Origin of the sequence: Lysobacter sp. Root916 (genome assembly GCF_001429785.1) — a bacterium.
Taxonomy (GTDB): Bacteria; Pseudomonadota; Gammaproteobacteria; order Xanthomonadales; family Xanthomonadaceae; genus Lysobacter.
Window position 1 is genome coordinate 1,151,277 of record NZ_LMJF01000001.1, and the last position, 16,765, is coordinate 1,168,041.

General features: G+C 62.0%; 11 protein-coding genes. 4 read left to right on the forward strand and 7 right to left on the reverse strand.

The features are described 5' to 3' along the window. Positions 1-120: 120 nt before the first annotated feature. The gene (locus tag ASE35_RS05330) at positions 121-564 is read right to left on the reverse strand and encodes a CopL family metal-binding regulatory protein (RefSeq protein ID WP_057163146.1); all 444 of its coding nucleotides are present in this window, start codon (positions 562-564) and stop codon (positions 121-123) included. 196 nt (positions 565-760) lie between these two features. Between ASE35_RS05330 and ASE35_RS05335 the strand changes: the two genes are divergently transcribed. Further along, on the forward strand, positions 761-1,819 hold the full coding sequence (locus ASE35_RS05335; RefSeq protein ID WP_057163147.1) for a DNA topoisomerase IB: 1,059 nt from the start codon (positions 761-763) through the stop codon (positions 1,817-1,819). A 60-nt stretch (positions 1,820-1,879) separates the two neighbouring features. Here the strand turns inward: ASE35_RS05335 and ASE35_RS05340 are convergent, their stop codons facing one another. From ASE35_RS05340 to ASE35_RS05350, 3 genes are all read right to left on the reverse strand, one after another. Next, complete coding sequence (locus ASE35_RS05340; RefSeq protein ID WP_057163148.1) at positions 1,880-4,960, reverse strand: efflux RND transporter permease subunit; 3,081 nt, start codon at positions 4,958-4,960, stop codon at positions 1,880-1,882. Next, positions 4,957-6,054, reverse strand: a complete 1,098-nt coding sequence (locus ASE35_RS05345; protein ID WP_057163149.1) for an efflux RND transporter periplasmic adaptor subunit — start codon at positions 6,052-6,054, stop codon at positions 4,957-4,959. The genes ASE35_RS05340 and ASE35_RS05345 overlap by 4 nt, the downstream gene beginning before the upstream one ends. An 826-nt stretch (positions 6,055-6,880) precedes the next feature. Next, positions 6,881-7,300: an H-NS histone family protein gene (locus ASE35_RS05350; protein WP_057163150.1), complete on the reverse strand. Its 420-nt coding sequence runs from the start codon at positions 7,298-7,300 to the stop codon at positions 6,881-6,883. An 841-nt stretch (positions 7,301-8,141) separates the two neighbouring features. Here ASE35_RS05350 and ASE35_RS05355 point away from each other — a divergent pair. Both ASE35_RS05355 and ASE35_RS05360 read left to right on the forward strand, forming a co-directional pair. Next, on the forward strand, positions 8,142-8,945 hold the full coding sequence (locus tag ASE35_RS05355) for a hypothetical protein (RefSeq protein WP_235569994.1): 804 nt from the start codon (positions 8,142-8,144) through the stop codon (positions 8,943-8,945). After that, the gene (locus tag ASE35_RS05360) at positions 8,942-10,663 is read left to right on the forward strand and encodes a hypothetical protein (RefSeq protein WP_057163152.1); all 1,722 of its coding nucleotides are present in this window, start codon (positions 8,942-8,944) and stop codon (positions 10,661-10,663) included. The genes ASE35_RS05355 and ASE35_RS05360 overlap by 4 nt, the downstream gene beginning before the upstream one ends. A gap of 261 nt (positions 10,664-10,924) precedes the next feature. Here ASE35_RS05360 and ASE35_RS20990 read toward each other — a convergent pair whose 3' ends face one another. Beyond that, on the reverse strand, positions 10,925-11,536 hold the full coding sequence (locus tag ASE35_RS20990) for a hypothetical protein (protein ID WP_157489268.1): 612 nt from the start codon (positions 11,534-11,536) through the stop codon (positions 10,925-10,927). Positions 11,537-11,594: 58 nt separating this feature from the next. Then, positions 11,595-12,044, reverse strand: coding sequence for a hypothetical protein (locus tag ASE35_RS20995; RefSeq protein WP_157489269.1), 450 nt, complete (start codon positions 12,042-12,044; stop codon positions 11,595-11,597). Between the two features lie 501 nt (positions 12,045-12,545). Here ASE35_RS20995 and ASE35_RS05365 point away from each other — a divergent pair. Next, a complete protein-coding gene (locus ASE35_RS05365) occupies positions 12,546-13,475 on the forward strand; it encodes a hypothetical protein (protein ID WP_235569995.1) in 930 nt (309 codons plus the stop codon). A 258-nt stretch (positions 13,476-13,733) separates the two neighbouring features. On the opposite strand, the gene ASE35_RS05370 is transcribed toward ASE35_RS05365, so the two are convergent. Further along, positions 13,734-16,427: an ATP-dependent RecD-like DNA helicase gene (locus ASE35_RS05370; RefSeq protein ID WP_057163154.1), complete on the reverse strand. Its 2,694-nt coding sequence runs from the start codon at positions 16,425-16,427 to the stop codon at positions 13,734-13,736. Positions 16,428-16,765 lie beyond the last annotated feature (338 nt).

Genomic DNA, 16,765 nt, shown 5'->3' on the forward strand with positions numbered 1-16,765 from the left:
GTCGAACTCCAAAGGATCGATAACGCCGACGCACGATGCGATCGGCGACACCAGGCCGCGTAGACGCGAACGCCGCACGCGACCTGCCTGAGCGCGCCGCGACGGCGGCGCGTGGAGCGCTTAAGCGATGGGAGGTCGGATGGGGTAGGGCAGGGCCGGCGCGTCGTGATCGACCGACATCGGCCGCGCGATCAGGCTGTGGCCGATATGCGCGCCGCCGAGGGCGAACGCGATCGCCGTGGCCGGCGCGGGTTGCAGGCAGGAGCAGGTACAGGTCGGCGACTTGCAGCAGTCCGGCTGGGCGCCGTCGGGCGCCTGGCCTTGGCCGTGATGGCTGTGATCGGAGGGCGCCGACATCGACGCGTGATCCATCGCGGCCATCGCCATGCCGTCGTGAGCCATGCCGCCTGCAGCCATGCCGTCGTGGCAAGAGGTCTGGACGGTGGCCGCCGCTTCGATCGCGGCGCTCATATGCGTCAACTGCATTTGCGTGGACGCGACCGCGTACGCCGATCCGTTGAGGATCAGGCCGACGCACAGCAGCAGTCGCAGCAGGACGGACATCACCCGGCTACTTTAGCGCCAGCGCGTGGGCTTGTCGTCAAATCCGCCGAAAAACGCCGTTGCAAGCCTGAACCATGGTTCAGACCCTGGACCGCTTCCGAGCGGCGGCGGCCGGGCGTTTTCATCGCGTTGACGGACCGCTGCGTATCTGTGGCGCATGGCTAAACCCGCGAAGGCCGTACCCACGCCCGGTCCCATGCCCGACGCCGCGTCCGCGCGCGTGGCCGCGCAGGCCGGTCTGCGCTACGTCAGCGACGCCGATCCCGGCATCGCGCGCCTGCACTCGGGGCGCGGCTTCCGCTACCGCGACGCCCAGGGGCGCGCCGTGCGCGACCCGACCACCCTGAAGCGGATCCGCTCACTGGCGGTACCGCCGGCCTATCGCGAGGTCTGGATCTGCGCCCAGGCCAGCGGCCACTTGCAGGCCACCGGCCGCGATGCGCGCGGGCGCAAACAGTACCGCTACCACCCGGATTGGCGGCACGCACGCGACCACGGCAAATTCGACCGCATCGTGGAGTTCGGCGCAGCCCTGCCGCGCCTGCGCCGGCGCTTGCGCAGCGATCTCCAACTGGCCGGATTTCCACGCGCCAAAGTGCTGGCGATCGTGGTCGCGTTGATGGCCGACACCCTGCTGCGCGTCGGCAACGACGCCTACATGCGCAGCAACGGCACGTTCGGCCTGAGCACCTTGCGTAACCGCCACATCGACTTCCTGCGCGACGGTCGCGCGCGTTTGCACTTCCGCGGCAAAGGCGGAAAGATGCACGACGTCGCCATCGACGACGCCAAACTGGTGAAACAGATCCGGCGCTGCCAGCAACTGCCCGGGCAGTCGCTGTTCCAGTACCGCGACGACGACGGCACGGTGCAGCCGGTGGATTCGGACGCGATCAACGGCTACCTGCGCGAGGTCATGGGCGGCGAGTTCAGCGCCAAGGATTTCCGCACCTGGGGCGCGACCCTGGCCGCCTTCCGACGCCTGGCCCAACTGCCGCTACCAGAGGGCAAACGGAGCGCAACGCCCAGCGAGCGTGCCTTGGCTCGGATCGAGAAGGCGGTCGTAGGCGAAGTTGCGCAAGCCTTGCGCAACACGCCGGCGGTCTGCCGCAAGTCGTACATCGATCCCACCGTCTTCGCAGGCTGGCGCGAGGAGGCCTTGGCGTCGTACGCGGCGCGAGCGCGCGGGGACCGCCAGTGGGAGCTGGCGATGCTCGGTTTCCTCAAGCGTCGTCGCCGCCGGCGCAAATCCTGAAACGCCTGCGCCGGGTACGGCCTGGTCGCCGTACCCGGATCGGCGGGGCCGTTTGCGTCGTCAGGCCGGAGGCGTGTGCTGCCGCGGATGCGAGGAGCGGCGGCGGAAACGCCGCGTCATCCATTCGCCCAGATCGTCGACGACGGTGAACGCCGCCGGGATCACGATCAGGCTCAGCAGGGTCGACGTGATCAGGCCGCCGATGACCGCGATCGCCATCGGCGCGCGGAAACTGGAATCGCCGGAGAAGCCCATCGCGATCGGCATCATGCCCGCGCCCATGGCCAGCGTGGTCATGATGATCGGCTGGGCGCGCTTGCGGCAGGCGTCGATCAGGGCGTCGTGCTGGCTCAGGCCGTGCTCGTCCTCGGCGATCACCGCGTAGTCGACCAGCAGGATCGAGTTCTTGGTGGCGATGCCGATCAGCATCAGCAGACCGATCAAGGCCGGCAACGACAGCATGTTCTGGGTCAGCAGCAGCGCGCCGAACGCGCCGCCCGCGCACAGCGGTACCGCCGTCAGGATGGTCAGCGGCATCAGCGCGTGGTTGAACAGCAGCAACAGCACCATGTAGATGCAGACCAGGCCCGCGGCCATCGCCAGCATGAAGCCGATGAACAGTTCGACGAAGACTTCGGCGTCGCCGGTATTGAGGAAGCTCACGCCGGGCGGCAGTTGCTTCACGCTGGGCAGCTTTTGCACCGTCTCCATCACATCGCCCAGCGGCCGGCCATTGAGTTCGGCGGTCAAGGTGACGTTGCGCTGGCGCTGGTAACGCGAGATCAGCGACGGGCCGCTGCCCATCTTGATGTCCGCGACCGCCGCCAAGGGCACCGGCCCGTAGCGGCCGGGCACGCGCAACTGCCCGATCAGGGCCGGATTCGCCAGGGTCGCCTCGGAGAATCCCACGCGGATCGGAATCTGGCGGTCGGGCAGGTTGAGCTTGGCCAGGCGCTGCTCGTAGTCGCCGGCGGTCGCGATGCGCGCGGCCTCGGCGATGTCGGCGGTGGCCACGCCCAGGTCGGCGGCCCGCGCCGGGTCCGGCAATATCTGGATCTCGGGCCGCAACAGCGATGCCGACGAAGTCACGCTGCCCAGGCCGGGGATGCGGCGCAGGTCGCGTTCCAAGGCGATCGCCGCATCCTGCAGATGCTGCGGATCGTCGCCGGACAACACCAGCTGCAGTTGATTGCCGGGCTCGGAACTGACGTAGCTCACGCGCACGCCGGCCAGTTGGGCCAGTCGCGAACGCGCCTCGCGTTCCAGCACGCGCTGGTCGCGCTCGCGCTCGTCCGCCACGCCCCAGTCCAGTACCAGAGTGGCCTTGCGCGACTCGCCGATGCCGGTGGTGGAGGGATCGCCCAGGTCCAGCACGCTGCCGATCGCGGTGTAGACCTGCTTGAGCTCCGGCATGTCCTTGAGCAGCACGCGCGCGCGTTCGGCCACCGCCTTGGTTTCCTCCAGGCGCGTGCCCGGCGGCAGTTCCAGGCTCAGGTTGCTGCGCCCCAGATCGGACTGCGGAATGAAGGTGGCGGGGATCAGCGGCACCAGCGCCAGCGAGGCGACGAACAGACCGGTGGCGATCCACAGTGTGCGCGCGCGATGGCGCAGGGCCGCGTCCACCCAGCCCAGGTACCAGCGCATCAGCTTGCTATCGCCTTTCTCCTCGCCATGCGGCTTGAGCAGATAGGCGGCCATCATCGGCGTCAGCAGACGCGCCACCAATAGTGAGAACAACACCGCGGTGGCCGCGGTCCAGCCGAACTCGCGGAAGAACTTGCCGGCGATGCCGGGCATGAAGGCGACCGGCACGAACACCGCCGCCAGGGTCAGCGAGGTCGCGATCACCGCGTTGCCGATCTCGTTGGCCGCCTCGCGGGCAGCCTCCAGCGGCGGTTTGCCCATGCGCAGATGGCGCACGATGTTCTCGATCTCAACGATGGCGTCGTCGACCAGGATGCCCACCACCACCGACAGCGCCAGCAGGGTGATCAGGTTCAAGGTGAAACCGAACCAGTACATCACCGCGAAGGTCGGGATGATCGACAAGGGCAGGGCCAGCGCCGATACCCAGGTCGCGCGCCAGTCGCGCAGGAACAGCCACACCACCAGCAGGGCCAGCAACGCGCCCTCCCACAACATGGTCATCGACGAATCGTAGGAACGATGGGTCTCGTCGATGACGGTGGTGACCAGGCGGAAGTCGATGCCCGCGTGGCTGGCCTTGAGGGCGTCCAGCGCCTTGTGCACGCCTTCCTCGACCTTGACCTCGCTGGATCCGCGCGTGCGCGACATCGAGAACGCGACCACGTCGCGCCCGTCCAGCAAGGCTGCCTCGGTGGGGTCGGCGGCGGCATCGGTCACCTTGGCCAGCGCCGACAGACGCACCGAGCGCCCGTCCGGCAGGCTGATCGTGTAATCGCGCAAGGCTTGCGCGTTGCCGACCGTGCCCAGGGTGCGGATGGTCTGCTGCGCACCGTCCAGTTCGGCCTTGCCGCCGGCGCGCTCGACCTGGATCTGGGCGAGCTGATGCGACACGGCGCCGGCGGTGACGCCGAAAGCCTGCAGTGCGTTCGCGTCCAGGTCCACGCGCACCTGTCGCTGCACGCCGCCCACGCGCGTGACCCGGGCCACGCCGGGCACGCCGTACATGGCGCGCGAGACCTCGCGATCGACGAACCAGCTGGCCTCGTCCGGCGTCATCTGCGGCGCGACCAGGGCATAGGTCATCAGCGAACCGCCGATATCGACCTTGGAGATCACCGGCTCTTGGATGTCCTGCGGCAGGTCGGTGCGGATGCGCGTGACCGCGTCGCGGGTGTCGTCCAGCGCGGTGGCCAGATCGGCTTCCAGCTGGAACTCGATGGTGGTGGTGCTGACGCCTTCGCTGACCGTCGAGATCACCCGCTTGACGTTGGTCACCGTGGCGACCGAGTCCTCGACCTTGCGGGTGACCTCGGCCTCGAGCTGGCTGGGCGAGGCGCCGGGCTGAGTGATCGTGACCGTGGTCATCGGGAAGGCGATATCGGGGAAGCGCGCCACCGGCAGCTTGTGGAAGCCCCACAGCCCGGCCACGCACAACACGAAGAACACCATCAGCGCCGGCAACGGCCGCTTGATCGCCCAGGCGGAGAAATTCATCGTGCGGCCTTCCCGGCCGCGGCGGCCGGCACCACCCGCACGCGATCGCCGTCGCCGAGGAAGCCCGCCCCTTCGGCGACCACCCGATCGCCGTCCTTCAAGCCTTGCACGATCTCGACCTGGCCGTTGCCGGTCTGGCCGGTGCGCACGCGTACGCGCTGCACGGTCTGCTGGTCCTTCATCGTGAACACATAGCTATGACCGTCGCGCTGCACCACAGCCGCGGTGGGCACCATCAGCGCACGGCCGGCGCCGGTGACGATGCGGCCTTCCACATAGACGCCGGGCTTGAGCGGCCCCGGCTCGGGCAGATCGACGTACACCGTGCCGGTGCGGGTCTGCGCATCGACGCCGGGCGTGACCGCGCGGATGCGCCCGGCGATGATGCCGCCGCCATAGGGCAGCTCGACCGTGTTGCCGACGGCGACGCCGGCCAGTTGGTCCTCGGGCAACTCGGCGCGCCATTCCAGACGGCCGTCGCGAATCAGGCGCAGCAGCTCGTTGCCCGCGGCCACGACCTGGCCCGGCTGCACCAGCCGCTTGGAGATGACTCCATCGGCGGGCGCACGCAGTTCTGCGAAGTCGCGCCGCAACTTGGCCGCATCGCGACCCGCGCGGGCGGTGGCGACTTGCGCTTCGGCCTGCACACGGGTGGCGCGCAGCTCGTCCAGATTGCCGGCGCTGATCAGTTGTTCGGCCGCCAGCTTGGCGCCGCGGTCGTAGCTGACCTGCGCCAGCGACAAGGACGCCTGCGCCTGCCGCAGCGAGGCTTCGGCCTGGGCCAACTCGCTGTCCAGCGTGCGATGGTCCAGTTCCAGCAGCACCTGGCCTTTGCGCACCGACTGACCGACATCGACCAGCAACGAGGTCACTCGCTGCCCGCTGAGTTCCACCCCGAGCTGCATCTCCTCATAAGGCGACACCGGCCCGGACACCAGCACGCTGCGCGCCAGAGGCTGCGCACGCGCCGCAACCAGCGATACCGCCAGGGCCGACGCGTCGCTGGCCTTGTCTTCCTCCTTGGCGCCTCCGCACGCCGCCAACAGCGAGCAGACCAGGAACACGATTAGCCAACGCGGGGAGCGTGCACGCATGGAAGATTCCGTAGAAGAAAAGTGGTAAGCCCGTTTCGGCGCAGTCGCTGATGGGGTCACACGACGACCGATCCAACGGCAGACGAATCCAGACTCTGACTGGCGCATCGTGACCCAGCTTAGGGTGGCGAGTTTAAGAAGGGATTAATAAGTTCCCGGCGCGGGGCGTCGCAGGCGGCAGCGCGGCGGGAGTAGGGGAGAGCGCAACGCACAGAAGCGGGCCTGGATCACAACATGCGATGCGCCCCTTGCGCGCGAGATCAGCATGCCCTCACATCCAGCGATCTGTGGTCAGCAAGCGCGAACGACACCCACCATGCTCAGGCTGTCTCCGTTCCCGATGGCCCAGCGCTCGTAATCGTCCTCGATTCATCGCGCGATAGCAAGTGATTCTCATTAGCATTTAATCGCGACCAAGCAAGCCTCTGACGAGTCGGGCAAAACGTCAGTGGCTGATGATCGCTGCCGGACGACGGCAGCTGCGATCCGCCGTGATTGGATCCGGAGCACCTGCACCCAGGGCGATGGGTCGAAACTGGCCGGCAAGAGAGCGACGGCGATCGACAACGTAGCCGGTCTATAGCTCAGGACCGCGCCGGACGTCGCGCTGCGCGCAAAACCAGGGCTGATGCGAGCACCAACCGGCCAGAATGAAATCTGGAGGCCGGCGCTGAGCGTGAGACGGCTGGATCTGGTCGGAATCCATGAGTTGGGCAAGCGCGGAGACCGCGGATCTCACGAAGAACCGGGCGGTTAGCGAGGGTCATCTAGGGTAGGGGAGGCAGCTTCCGACCCAAGGCCGCCATTCGCGACTTCCGATTTCGCGTCATCCTTGCTTGATGAGCGTTCGTTGGCCTATTGATCCGCCCTTGCGTGCGGTTGGCTTTCCTAGGCCGGGAATCAGGAAGTCCGTGACGCTCCGGCCATACTTCGTCTTCTGGGCCAGCCATCGCGGCATACGTCCACGGCCCGACCAGGTGTTGCGCATGTTCTCTGGGTCGCGGTACTTGGCGGCAACCTTGCTCGCCTTTCGCCGCGGCGCTCGCTTCTTAGTCGCAATCTCAGCTACCGGCTGATCGCCATAGAGTTCCTCGATCGTGTAACCGTGCTGGGCGGCGAGTGCGATCAGTTTTCGACGCACCAAGGCAATGGGGCGACGGCTGGAAATCAGCCGCATTCGCTGCTCCGCGGCGGTCAGTAGGGACTTCAGTTCCGAGAGGTTGAGCTTATCGACATCAATGTTCATGCCGCTTAGGGTCCAGGCATGCCTATCAACCTGTCAACCAACATGCCGATGTCCTGTGATCAGAATGTGCTTTCGGCAGGAAGTTGCAGCCAGTCGAAGTAGCCGTCATCAGAGTCCTGCGCCAGATCCGCTAGCTCAGCCCGCAATGGCACGCCGGCGCGAAAGGCCTAGTCCTTAACCAACTCCAGCCAGCCGGCATGTTGCTTGCGGATCTGGCGTCCGAAGCTGACAAAGCGGGTTGCCGACACGTGGCCTGGGGCCCAGGTTCGTATTTACATAATATACATTATGCGAAGTTTGGTTCGGTGGTGCGAACGGATGGCACGCCGTATTAGCGGCCGGTTCTGGCGGGACAGGTGAAGTTGTTACATCCCGACAGGTAATGCTGTGCATTGGTGGCATACAGTTCCAACCCAGAGCGCGTCAAACGCTTCGTGCTCGATCAGGACTGGTTCTCAGAGGACGGAGTCATTGAGTATCTGTAGAACTGGATCAGCATATCCCTATCTCGGAGTCTGCTCTCGGCATGAGCGGACATCGAATCCTCCACAGCGCCGCATCCCGTGGACTTACACACCGTTTGCCCCGCGGGCTAGCGCATGGATATGGCATCGCTTGGTGTCGAGGTCCTTGTGACCGAGCACTTTCAGTGCGAGAGCGAATACAGGACCACGAGACTCGTGCCGACCCGAGGACGTTGTACCTAGGTCTTTGCTAGCATCCAGGGGCGGCTGGGCGCCTTGAGTGGTGCTCGCTGACCCCTAGTTCGAGCGGATCTATGGCGACCAGTCCAGACCACCTCTTCGGGCGGCTAGCAGCCGCCGAGAACGATCCAGCAGCAGTGACCCCACTACTGGCAGAAATCGCTGCCCTCCCGGTCAATAGCTTCGAGCTCAACCACTGTATCCATGTTCTGGCTTCGTCGCCGGTCATGGCGACAGTGGCCCTTGGGGCCTGGTTCGGAAGAACGGTGGCGGCCCAAATGGGCAAGGCGATCGAACACGAGCTCAGCGTGACCCATTTGCGGGCCGAGGCCCTGACCCCGTTCGAACCGGGTAGGATTGACCCAGTGGACGCCCTGTTGGTGGCTCATCGTCTGGTCGGCGTCCATGCGACCCCCGCCGTGTCCTTGGGTTGGATCGTGGCCTGTCTGCAAGCTGGGCTCGATCCTTCGGAGGCTACGCTGGGCCCGTTGCTACGGCATATGGCGCGCCAGTTCCCGGACACCACGAGACAGCTTCTCGGCGGTGCCGCCCCGGCCCTCACCGAGCGCTATCCGACGCTTGCAGAAACGATTCGAGCCTCAAACGCCCTCTACGAACACCGCGCGCAGGCTCCACGGCTCAAGGAACTCACCCTGTCGGTCGAAGACCGAATCATCCGCCAGAGCCGACGGCTTCAGGAGCGACGTGACATCGAACAGCACGCAGAGGAAGCGTCAGTGTTCGCCCAGATCGTGACTCGCGCCCACTTTAAGTACGCGCAGCAAGCGGCCTTCCAGTTCAATACGGGAGGCGAGACGCACGAACAGGTGGTTTCGATGCAGGAGTTCTCGCTAGTTTACGAGCTGCCCTTTCTGGAACGGACTGACCCGCTCGGCGCCGAAGGCATCCGAAACCGGCTGGTGGAAGGCAGTTTGCCATGAGTATCCGGCTCCTCCTGACCCAATATCTGAGTTCCCTGCGGGAACGCGACGAGCTCGATGCGCTGCTTCCGGAGTTGCTGGTGGCGATGGGGCACACGGTGCTTAGCCGCCCCCAACTGGGTGCCGGCCAGGCCGGCGTCGATGTTGTATCCACCTTCGCGCCCACCGGCGACGATGACGACGCCTATATGTACATCATCAAGTTTGGTGACATCGGACGCGATGACATGTACGTCGGTACACAGGCCATCGAACCTTCCGTCCGCGAGGCCTATACCGACTTCGCACGAAACCGCCTCGATCCGAGGTTGCGCGAACGCGCAAAACATCTGGTGGTCGTCACCAGTGGCGAGCTCAAGCAGACCGTGCAGGCGGGGTTCTCCGCGCTGGCTGAGGATGTGCAACGGCAGCCGGGCTTCAAACTCGAATTATGGGATATCGACAAGCTCGCGACACTGATTGAAGAAAACCTCCTTAACGAGGCTTTGTTGCTGAAGGCTGGCCGAGACCACCTGCGCGCGGCCATCGCGACGTTGGAAGAGAGCGAGGAAGCATCCAAGCATTTTCGACGATTCGTCGATCGCGCGTTCGACCCAGCAGACGTGCGAGCCGCGCCCTCGCCTGCCGCCAAGAAGCGGCTGTTGCTCAAGCGGTTCGCGGCCGCGCAGATGGGCTGGGGCGTGTTCGATATTTGGGGAAAGTCCGAATCCAACCTGCGCCCCAGCGTCGAGGGCGCTGAATACCTCCTCTTGCGTGCTTGGGCGGAAGCACTGGCGGCTGACTTGGCGGACGACCCGGCGTTCCTGGCTCGGTTCGACGGCATGAAATCCCAGTTTCGCGACGCACTGACGCGCTACTTCGAGAAGATCTGGCCGCAACTGATCGACCAGTACGTGTTGATGGACCATGTCGGCGAAGGAGCTTTTTACAACCGCCTGGTCCTGCAGGAAGCCGGCCGCCTCGGCTTGCTGCTGCTACTCACACCAGACGAGGAGGAAAATCAGGGTCTTCGCGCCGATCTCGGGGTGAAAATCGTGGCATTGTTCAACGCGCACCCTGGCGGACGCCTACCGGCGCTCGATGGCCGAGCGGTCGATTTATCCATTGCATTGGCCGCATTGATGTCCGTTGGCGACTACAAAAACGTCTCTCTCCTCGCGCAAGACGTCGCGAGCCGATTCGTGGTGACCGCCCGGGGCGATGGTCGCTGTACCCCGGTTTCGACGGATAGGATTGAGGACGCGCTTACACTGCGCGATGGCGACGGTCGAACCGAGGTGCTATGCCGAACCACTTCGCTCGTCCCGATGCTGGCAAGTGTGGCTGCGTTCGCACAAGCCGACGAAGCCTTACGTGTGCTGCGCGAAGAGCTGCACCCTCTGCTCGGGGATGTCACTAAAGAACGCTGGTTCCCCGCCGCGCCCATCGATCAGATCGCCGCGCGCCCCCAAGACGGATTGCCGGGCGTATCGCGCGCCCTGATAGCCCTCCAGGGCAGCTGTGCAGAAGAAGCGGCCGCGTCTGTGACTGTGCCGGTTGGCGCAGCGGGTGCGAGCGAGGTAGCCTGCGTTGCCAAGAACCAAGAAGAGCTGCTAGTGCTGTCGGCACGCCATTTCCGGCATCCGCTGCCGACGTGGTACATGGAACAGTTTCGACGCCCGCCCCTGATCGCCCAAGAAGCCGCGTACCCTGAACCTGAGGTCACCCCAGAGGCGTAAGCCGCGAATCGAGCTTCCACGTTCTCCCCAGAAGTTGGAAGCATCCGGAACATCATTCACCGCAGAGTATGTCTGTCACCGCATAACTCTGTGCTACTCAAATCGGCCAGCGCTCAATAGGTCGAACGAGCTAACGCCGCCTCGAAACACGGCTCAATCCAGGCGCCGAGTCGGATGTCCACTTTGGGTCGGGGGCAGGCCTTCCCTACCCCAATAAACCCGCTTAATCCCCGGCCTCGCTTAGATCTCCTCTAGTACGGCCTAACGCGGACCTAATGGATCGATGACCTCAAGGGCCCTTCTATCTGGGTTGTACGCGATGAGCAAGGTATGACCGATCGGTTTGGCGGTGGAGAGCCCTTTCACTGCGTTTGGATCCAACTTTCCGGCCGCGGCCTCGGACAGAAATTGCAGGAACGCGTCTTGCGCTTCGTTGCAGAGATCCGCATCAAAGTCGCTTTGAAGAAGTAGCTTGACGGAGTAGCCATCTCCGAAGTCCGCTACGATAGAATAAAAGATTGAGTAGCGCGGATGCTCCGACTCGGCTTTGCCTTCTGAGAAGACCACACGACCCTTTGGCGTATTTTTGCCAAAGAACTTTGAAGAAAGACTTGAGACGGCCGCTTTTAAGACGGTGTAGTGATCTTTACCAGCCTCTTTAAGGAATGAATCGAAGTAGGCCTTGCCGATATAGATCACGACAGCTGTAGGAATTAGCCACTCAATACCAGCGTAAGGACCGGGATCTGGTCTTGACTCGATCCGCAGGTCTAGCCCTTCTGAGCGGACAGCCGTCTCGAACTCCGCGAAGTTAAAGCGGTCTATCACCTCAAGGTGGATTAATCCGACCTGTGGCCTGCTGGCTCTTTCCATTGGGGCATAACACCGGAGTTAAGCCTAACCGCGAAGCGGGTTCGGCTTGAATGAATTGTTAGGGCGTAGGCTTACGAAGCTGGGTTGGCCAAGCGCCCTGGCCATTGCCACCTTTGAAGAATGCCCGACCATTTGGCTGGATTGAGGAAACAATGAACTCTTGCTCGAAAGATCGTAGCTCCCCGGCATGCTCGAACTGAATGACACGGATGACGCGATTACCCGGTCGTAGGTCCAAGGACTCAATTGCACTCCGGTTCTTGGAAAGAAGAGCCTCGCCGATCTTGGCGCTTGCGACACGCTTTGAATCGCCTGCCACATCCTGACCGAGCGACTCGGCAAAAGCTCGTTGCCGCTCGCTGGACCTGTCGGCGGGCTCGTAACCGATAGCCGCTGCAACACCGTCAAGTAAGCGAGCTGCTGCCGTGTCAAATGTATCGGCGGAAATGTCAATCCCGAGTACGTGAGCCAAGTGCAGTTGATCTTGCGAGGGTTGAGATGCGGCCATGCTGCCCCTGTGCCCAAACTACCTAGTAGTCGGATCTCTGGATCCGGTTATACGACTTATCCAGAGCCCGCCGTATGGCCGGCTATCCCTTGATACAGCTCGATCTTATGACTGCTGGGGCCGGCTAACAAGCCGATGTATAACCGAATCCAGCGAGCTGAACAGAGTGCACCTCGAAAGCCGCGGACAAGCATTGAAGGGATGTCCGCTTCGCGTCGATAGCTGCCCTGGGAACTGGCCTGTCAGCATGCGGCCACGAGCGGCCGTTACGGGGTCGAGCGACGCCTGATCCGACGGCGAGCATGAGCAGGACGGGTCGCCAGAAAGAGCGCCTCTGCGAGCGATTCGAAGTGCTCGCCCCCCCTTTCTCCCTTGTGCTGCTGGCACAGATGGTCAAGCGAGAGCGGACTTGGCACACTCCTTGCAAATCTCACCTTCATGCAGGCGCGAATTGGCGTGGTCATTTCAACATTCCCCGAAGCGGCGCAGGTGACAGACCGCTTGATCGATCTCTTGGCAAAGCACGGCGTGACACCTCCAGTGGACTCCCGCGTCGAGCATGAACTACTTGCGCCACTGGAAGTTATGGAGCGCGCACGTAGAGCGCGGCCCCAGGACATCTCAATCGAATTGCTCGCGGAAGCCGGTGGCATGTATGACCTCGCCGCCAAATTGTTGTCGATTGCTGGCGAACCGGAGTTCGCGACGTTTACACCGCACCTGAGGTTGTTCGCAAAGCCAGCGCTCTACACTTCGTCGCTCCAGTCAAAAGCAGGCGACCCGCGAGATGACGCAGGCCGGAAGCTTACGGAGCTCTACGTCGGCGCATTGGCAGTACATTTCGCGCACGACGTGGTATTGGATCATCCCCAGGCTTCTCAAGGAGACAATCCCGATGTGATGTTTACCACCGAAGATATCAGCGGTGTGAGAACTCGCTGGGCCATTGCGATCAAGAGCATCGCTTCGCGATCAGGCCAAACGATCTTCGAGAATATTCTCAAGGCCTCGAAGCAGATTAACGCGGAGACGTGCTCAGCAGAACGCGGCATCGTCTTTATTGCCGCGCGAGGGTCGATCGATCACGCTAGCCTGTGGGCGACACCGTTCCCAACGGTGGACTCGGCGATTCAAGCGCTTCGCTCTGAGCTGCGTGGCTTGGCAGAGCTGGCGGAGCGGGATCGCACTGAGGCGGATTGGCATCAGGCGTTCACGGGCAAGACATCGCCGCTCTTCCTACTGTCCGGTCAAGCAGTCGTCCAGGTCGCTACGGAAGCGGGGCCTGTCCCCACAGTTCTGAAGATGGTTCTCGAACACAATCCGCTCGAGCGTTCGGACGCCAATGCGCTTCAGGTCGCCTTGAATCTAAACCACTTCATGCAGACCATCGTGAAGGGGATCCCCGGGGCGCCAGGACAGCTACCTAGTTGAACGCTGATCTTTCGACACCGCGGCGAGAATTCGACATATTCTGGCTGTTGTAGAGCGTTCGGCACTTATAGCGGTGGTGCCTAGTCGTATTTGATCTGAGCATGGCCAGCAGATGCCCCAAGGTCGCATCCGCTATGGGTCGAAAGCGGACATTAGCATCGCCGAAGCGAACTCAACCAGCCGGATGTACACTATCGGCCAGAAGCCGACATCCAACCGCAAGGCAAGGTCGAACTTGCGCTGCGCTCCGCTGCCGACTTAGCGCGTCAGTTGAAGTCCGCGACGCGCTGCAAGCAATTGGACGTCTTTCGGATTTACTGTGCGGTGCAGGTTGCCCAGCACTTTGCGTTGGGTCTCTGGTGTCCAGAAGATCCGCAAATCTTCTCGAGCTCGCGTGATAGCGGTATAGAAGATGCTGTGGGTTAGGTCTTCCTCGTTCGCATTGGTCACGACGACCTTGACTGAGTCGTACTCCAATCCTTGTGCCTTATGAATCGAGACGGCATAGGCAACCTGGAATGGAACTAGGGTGTGCAGTGCGTCATCATCATCGTCGCTGGCGTCATGGTCGAAAACGGTGAACCGCACGATCGATCCCGCCACCCACTCCACGTCCGTTCCCAAGACGTCGAATGCGCTGACCGGTCGATCTACATCAACATCGAAGGATAGGGAGTCCAGGGATTGGGTTATTGCAACGATTCGACCCTTCAGGTTGTTGTAGAACACCGAACGGAAGCGCTCGGATTCGTTGAACAGGATCGGGTCGCCCACTTTATATGTCGCCTCCCGCCAAATGACAGCGGGGCTTGGATTGCTGCTCTGAAGAAACCTATTGACGTTGTTTATCCCATAGAGACCATCGTAGTTCAGACACAGAATGATCTCGTCGTCTGAGATGCGTTCGAAGAGAGTTCGGTCGAGAACGCATGAATAGCCGTTCTTCGCAATAACTTCGTCGATGTCTTCCTCGATGTATCGCACTCTATCCCATAATCGCAGCAGCGCCGGATTCTTCGTTCGATACGGCGTCGTCAGCTCGAAAATTGCACTCGGCGCGAGGAACGAGCGGATGATCGAGAACCAGTTACCGAACTGAATTGCCTCGATCTGAAAGACATCCCCGACTAGAACCAGGAGTTTGAACGAGCCTTTCCGGAGCACCTTGAGTAAGTCCGTGTTGCTGACCGTGCTGCACTCGTCGATGACGAGAAGGTCGTACTCGGGATCGTGACCATACCGATGTATGTGACTGCTGATCGTCCGAAAGGTCGCGTTCTGGGTAATCACCTTACGTTTCAGGTTATCAACAGCCGGGTTGGTATGGGCAAGGAAGAGCTTGGACTTGTCATTGAAATAGGTCGCGATGTGGTTAACCATCGTTGACTTTCCGGTGCCCGCCGCGCCGTAAATCAATGCGACTCTTGAGTCAGTGAACAAGCGCTCGATCGCGTCTTTCTTGGCGGGATCGTCGATCTCGCCCGGAGCTTGTTGCATCCAGCGCTGCACGGCTTGGGTGTAACCTGCGATTCCCTCGTCGGCCACGGCTTGTAGAGTCGAGACAATCTCTGCCGTCTCATCCTCGTACCCAATGATGAAGACATGGCGCTTGTCCTGCACAAGCTTGCGATGCGCGTGCTTGTGGTAAAGCCTTTCATTGAATGATGCCATCAACGCACTTGGATCGCCGAATGCAAGGAGATCCTCCTCCGGCGTGTACAGCATTCCGTGCTGTTCGACGTTGGTATGGAGCCGCCGCGCGAGCAACTCGTGTCGCCTCTCGCCCGCATCCAGTGCTTCGAAAAGATCCGATAGGCGGGGGTTATGGCCTCGGGGAGAAGTGCAAAACGGCATAGTTTCAAATGGAATGCATCCCATCTGCAGGCGAAGGTTTGACAGCCACCGGCAGGGTTCGGATGCATACTGCAATTTTATCGTCTGGTTGTGCATCCGGAGCATCAAGTAACGCAGGAGGATGTGACCATGGGCCCGGCTCCGAATGAGCCGACGTGCCTCATCCAAGACTGAGAAGATAAGTGCCTTCTCCCCCGCCTTGGGGATGAAGCGAATAGATTGATACTCCGCATCATCCATGTCCATCAAATCTAGCAAGCTTCCAGATGTGGCTGTAAGACCATGCATCAGGTAGCGGTATTCTGCTGAGGTGCTTTGGATACCGGCGTTGATGCCAAGAAGTCGGGCGAAGTTTGTCAATTCGCATGGCCGGATCGACACGTCCCATGCACGAATAATCGTGATCGGCATACCTCGATCAAGCACACGAATGGAGTCGCGCTGTAGGACCAAGTAGGCGGAGTACTTATCCGTCATGTCAATGTCGGTAAAAGCGATAGCGCGATCGAACTTGCTCACCCGGTTCACAGCACGATGGAACGTTACTTCGTAGTAGATGCGCCCTTCGACGAAGAGCGGGCGGATCTTATGGATGTAGTACCGCGCACCGGCCTCTCGATTTAGCTTCGTTTGGCGCACAGCTTCGATGCGCTCGGCGATCCTCAAGTGATATTCCCGAAGGGATGGGTCCAGGTCGACTGGGAACGACTCCAGGTTGGCCAATACACTCGTTTGACAGCTAGCCCAGACCAGGCTTCGCAAGCGGTACAGGTATTCGTAGTACTTAAGCATCAGCCGCTCTGAGGCGTCGCCGTCGAGGGTGTAATGCGACGCACTGGCTTGCAGCAATTTGTGGAAGCGGCCGAGAAAGTTAAGCTTGGCCTGACTACGGATGTGGGCCAAAGCAGGCTCGACATCCTCATAGCGAAACTGAGGGCTGTCAGCACCGAGATGCAGTCGCACAATAACTCCCTCGACCAGATTGCGAAGTTGCGCGAGGACGTTCTGCGATAGCAGCGGGCGCTGCTCGGTTAACGAAGCAATATTCTGGCAGATGGCCTCGCTTGCGCTTTGGATTTGTGCTCCAACCGAAGCCATAGAAGTGCCTCATCGATTATGCTCAAACGTGCACGGTCAAGGTACCACTGATAGATTCTGTGGCCACTTAGGGTCGGAAGCCGACATCCCCCCTGCCCTCGATAACCCTCCCTAATCCCCGCCTTATCGATATTCACTACCTGCCAAAATACCGAACACTCAACACCTGAATTGGATCGTGACTAGGTCGCACTGGCGCAGGAGTTACGGTCAAAGTTAACGCTACTTCCTGTCCCACCACTACGCGCAGGCTCTCCCCAATGGCCCTGTGAGCCCTGGCCGGGCCGGCTAGACCCACGCCCTCGGTGCGACCGCAGCCGTCGCTCAGCATGGCAACC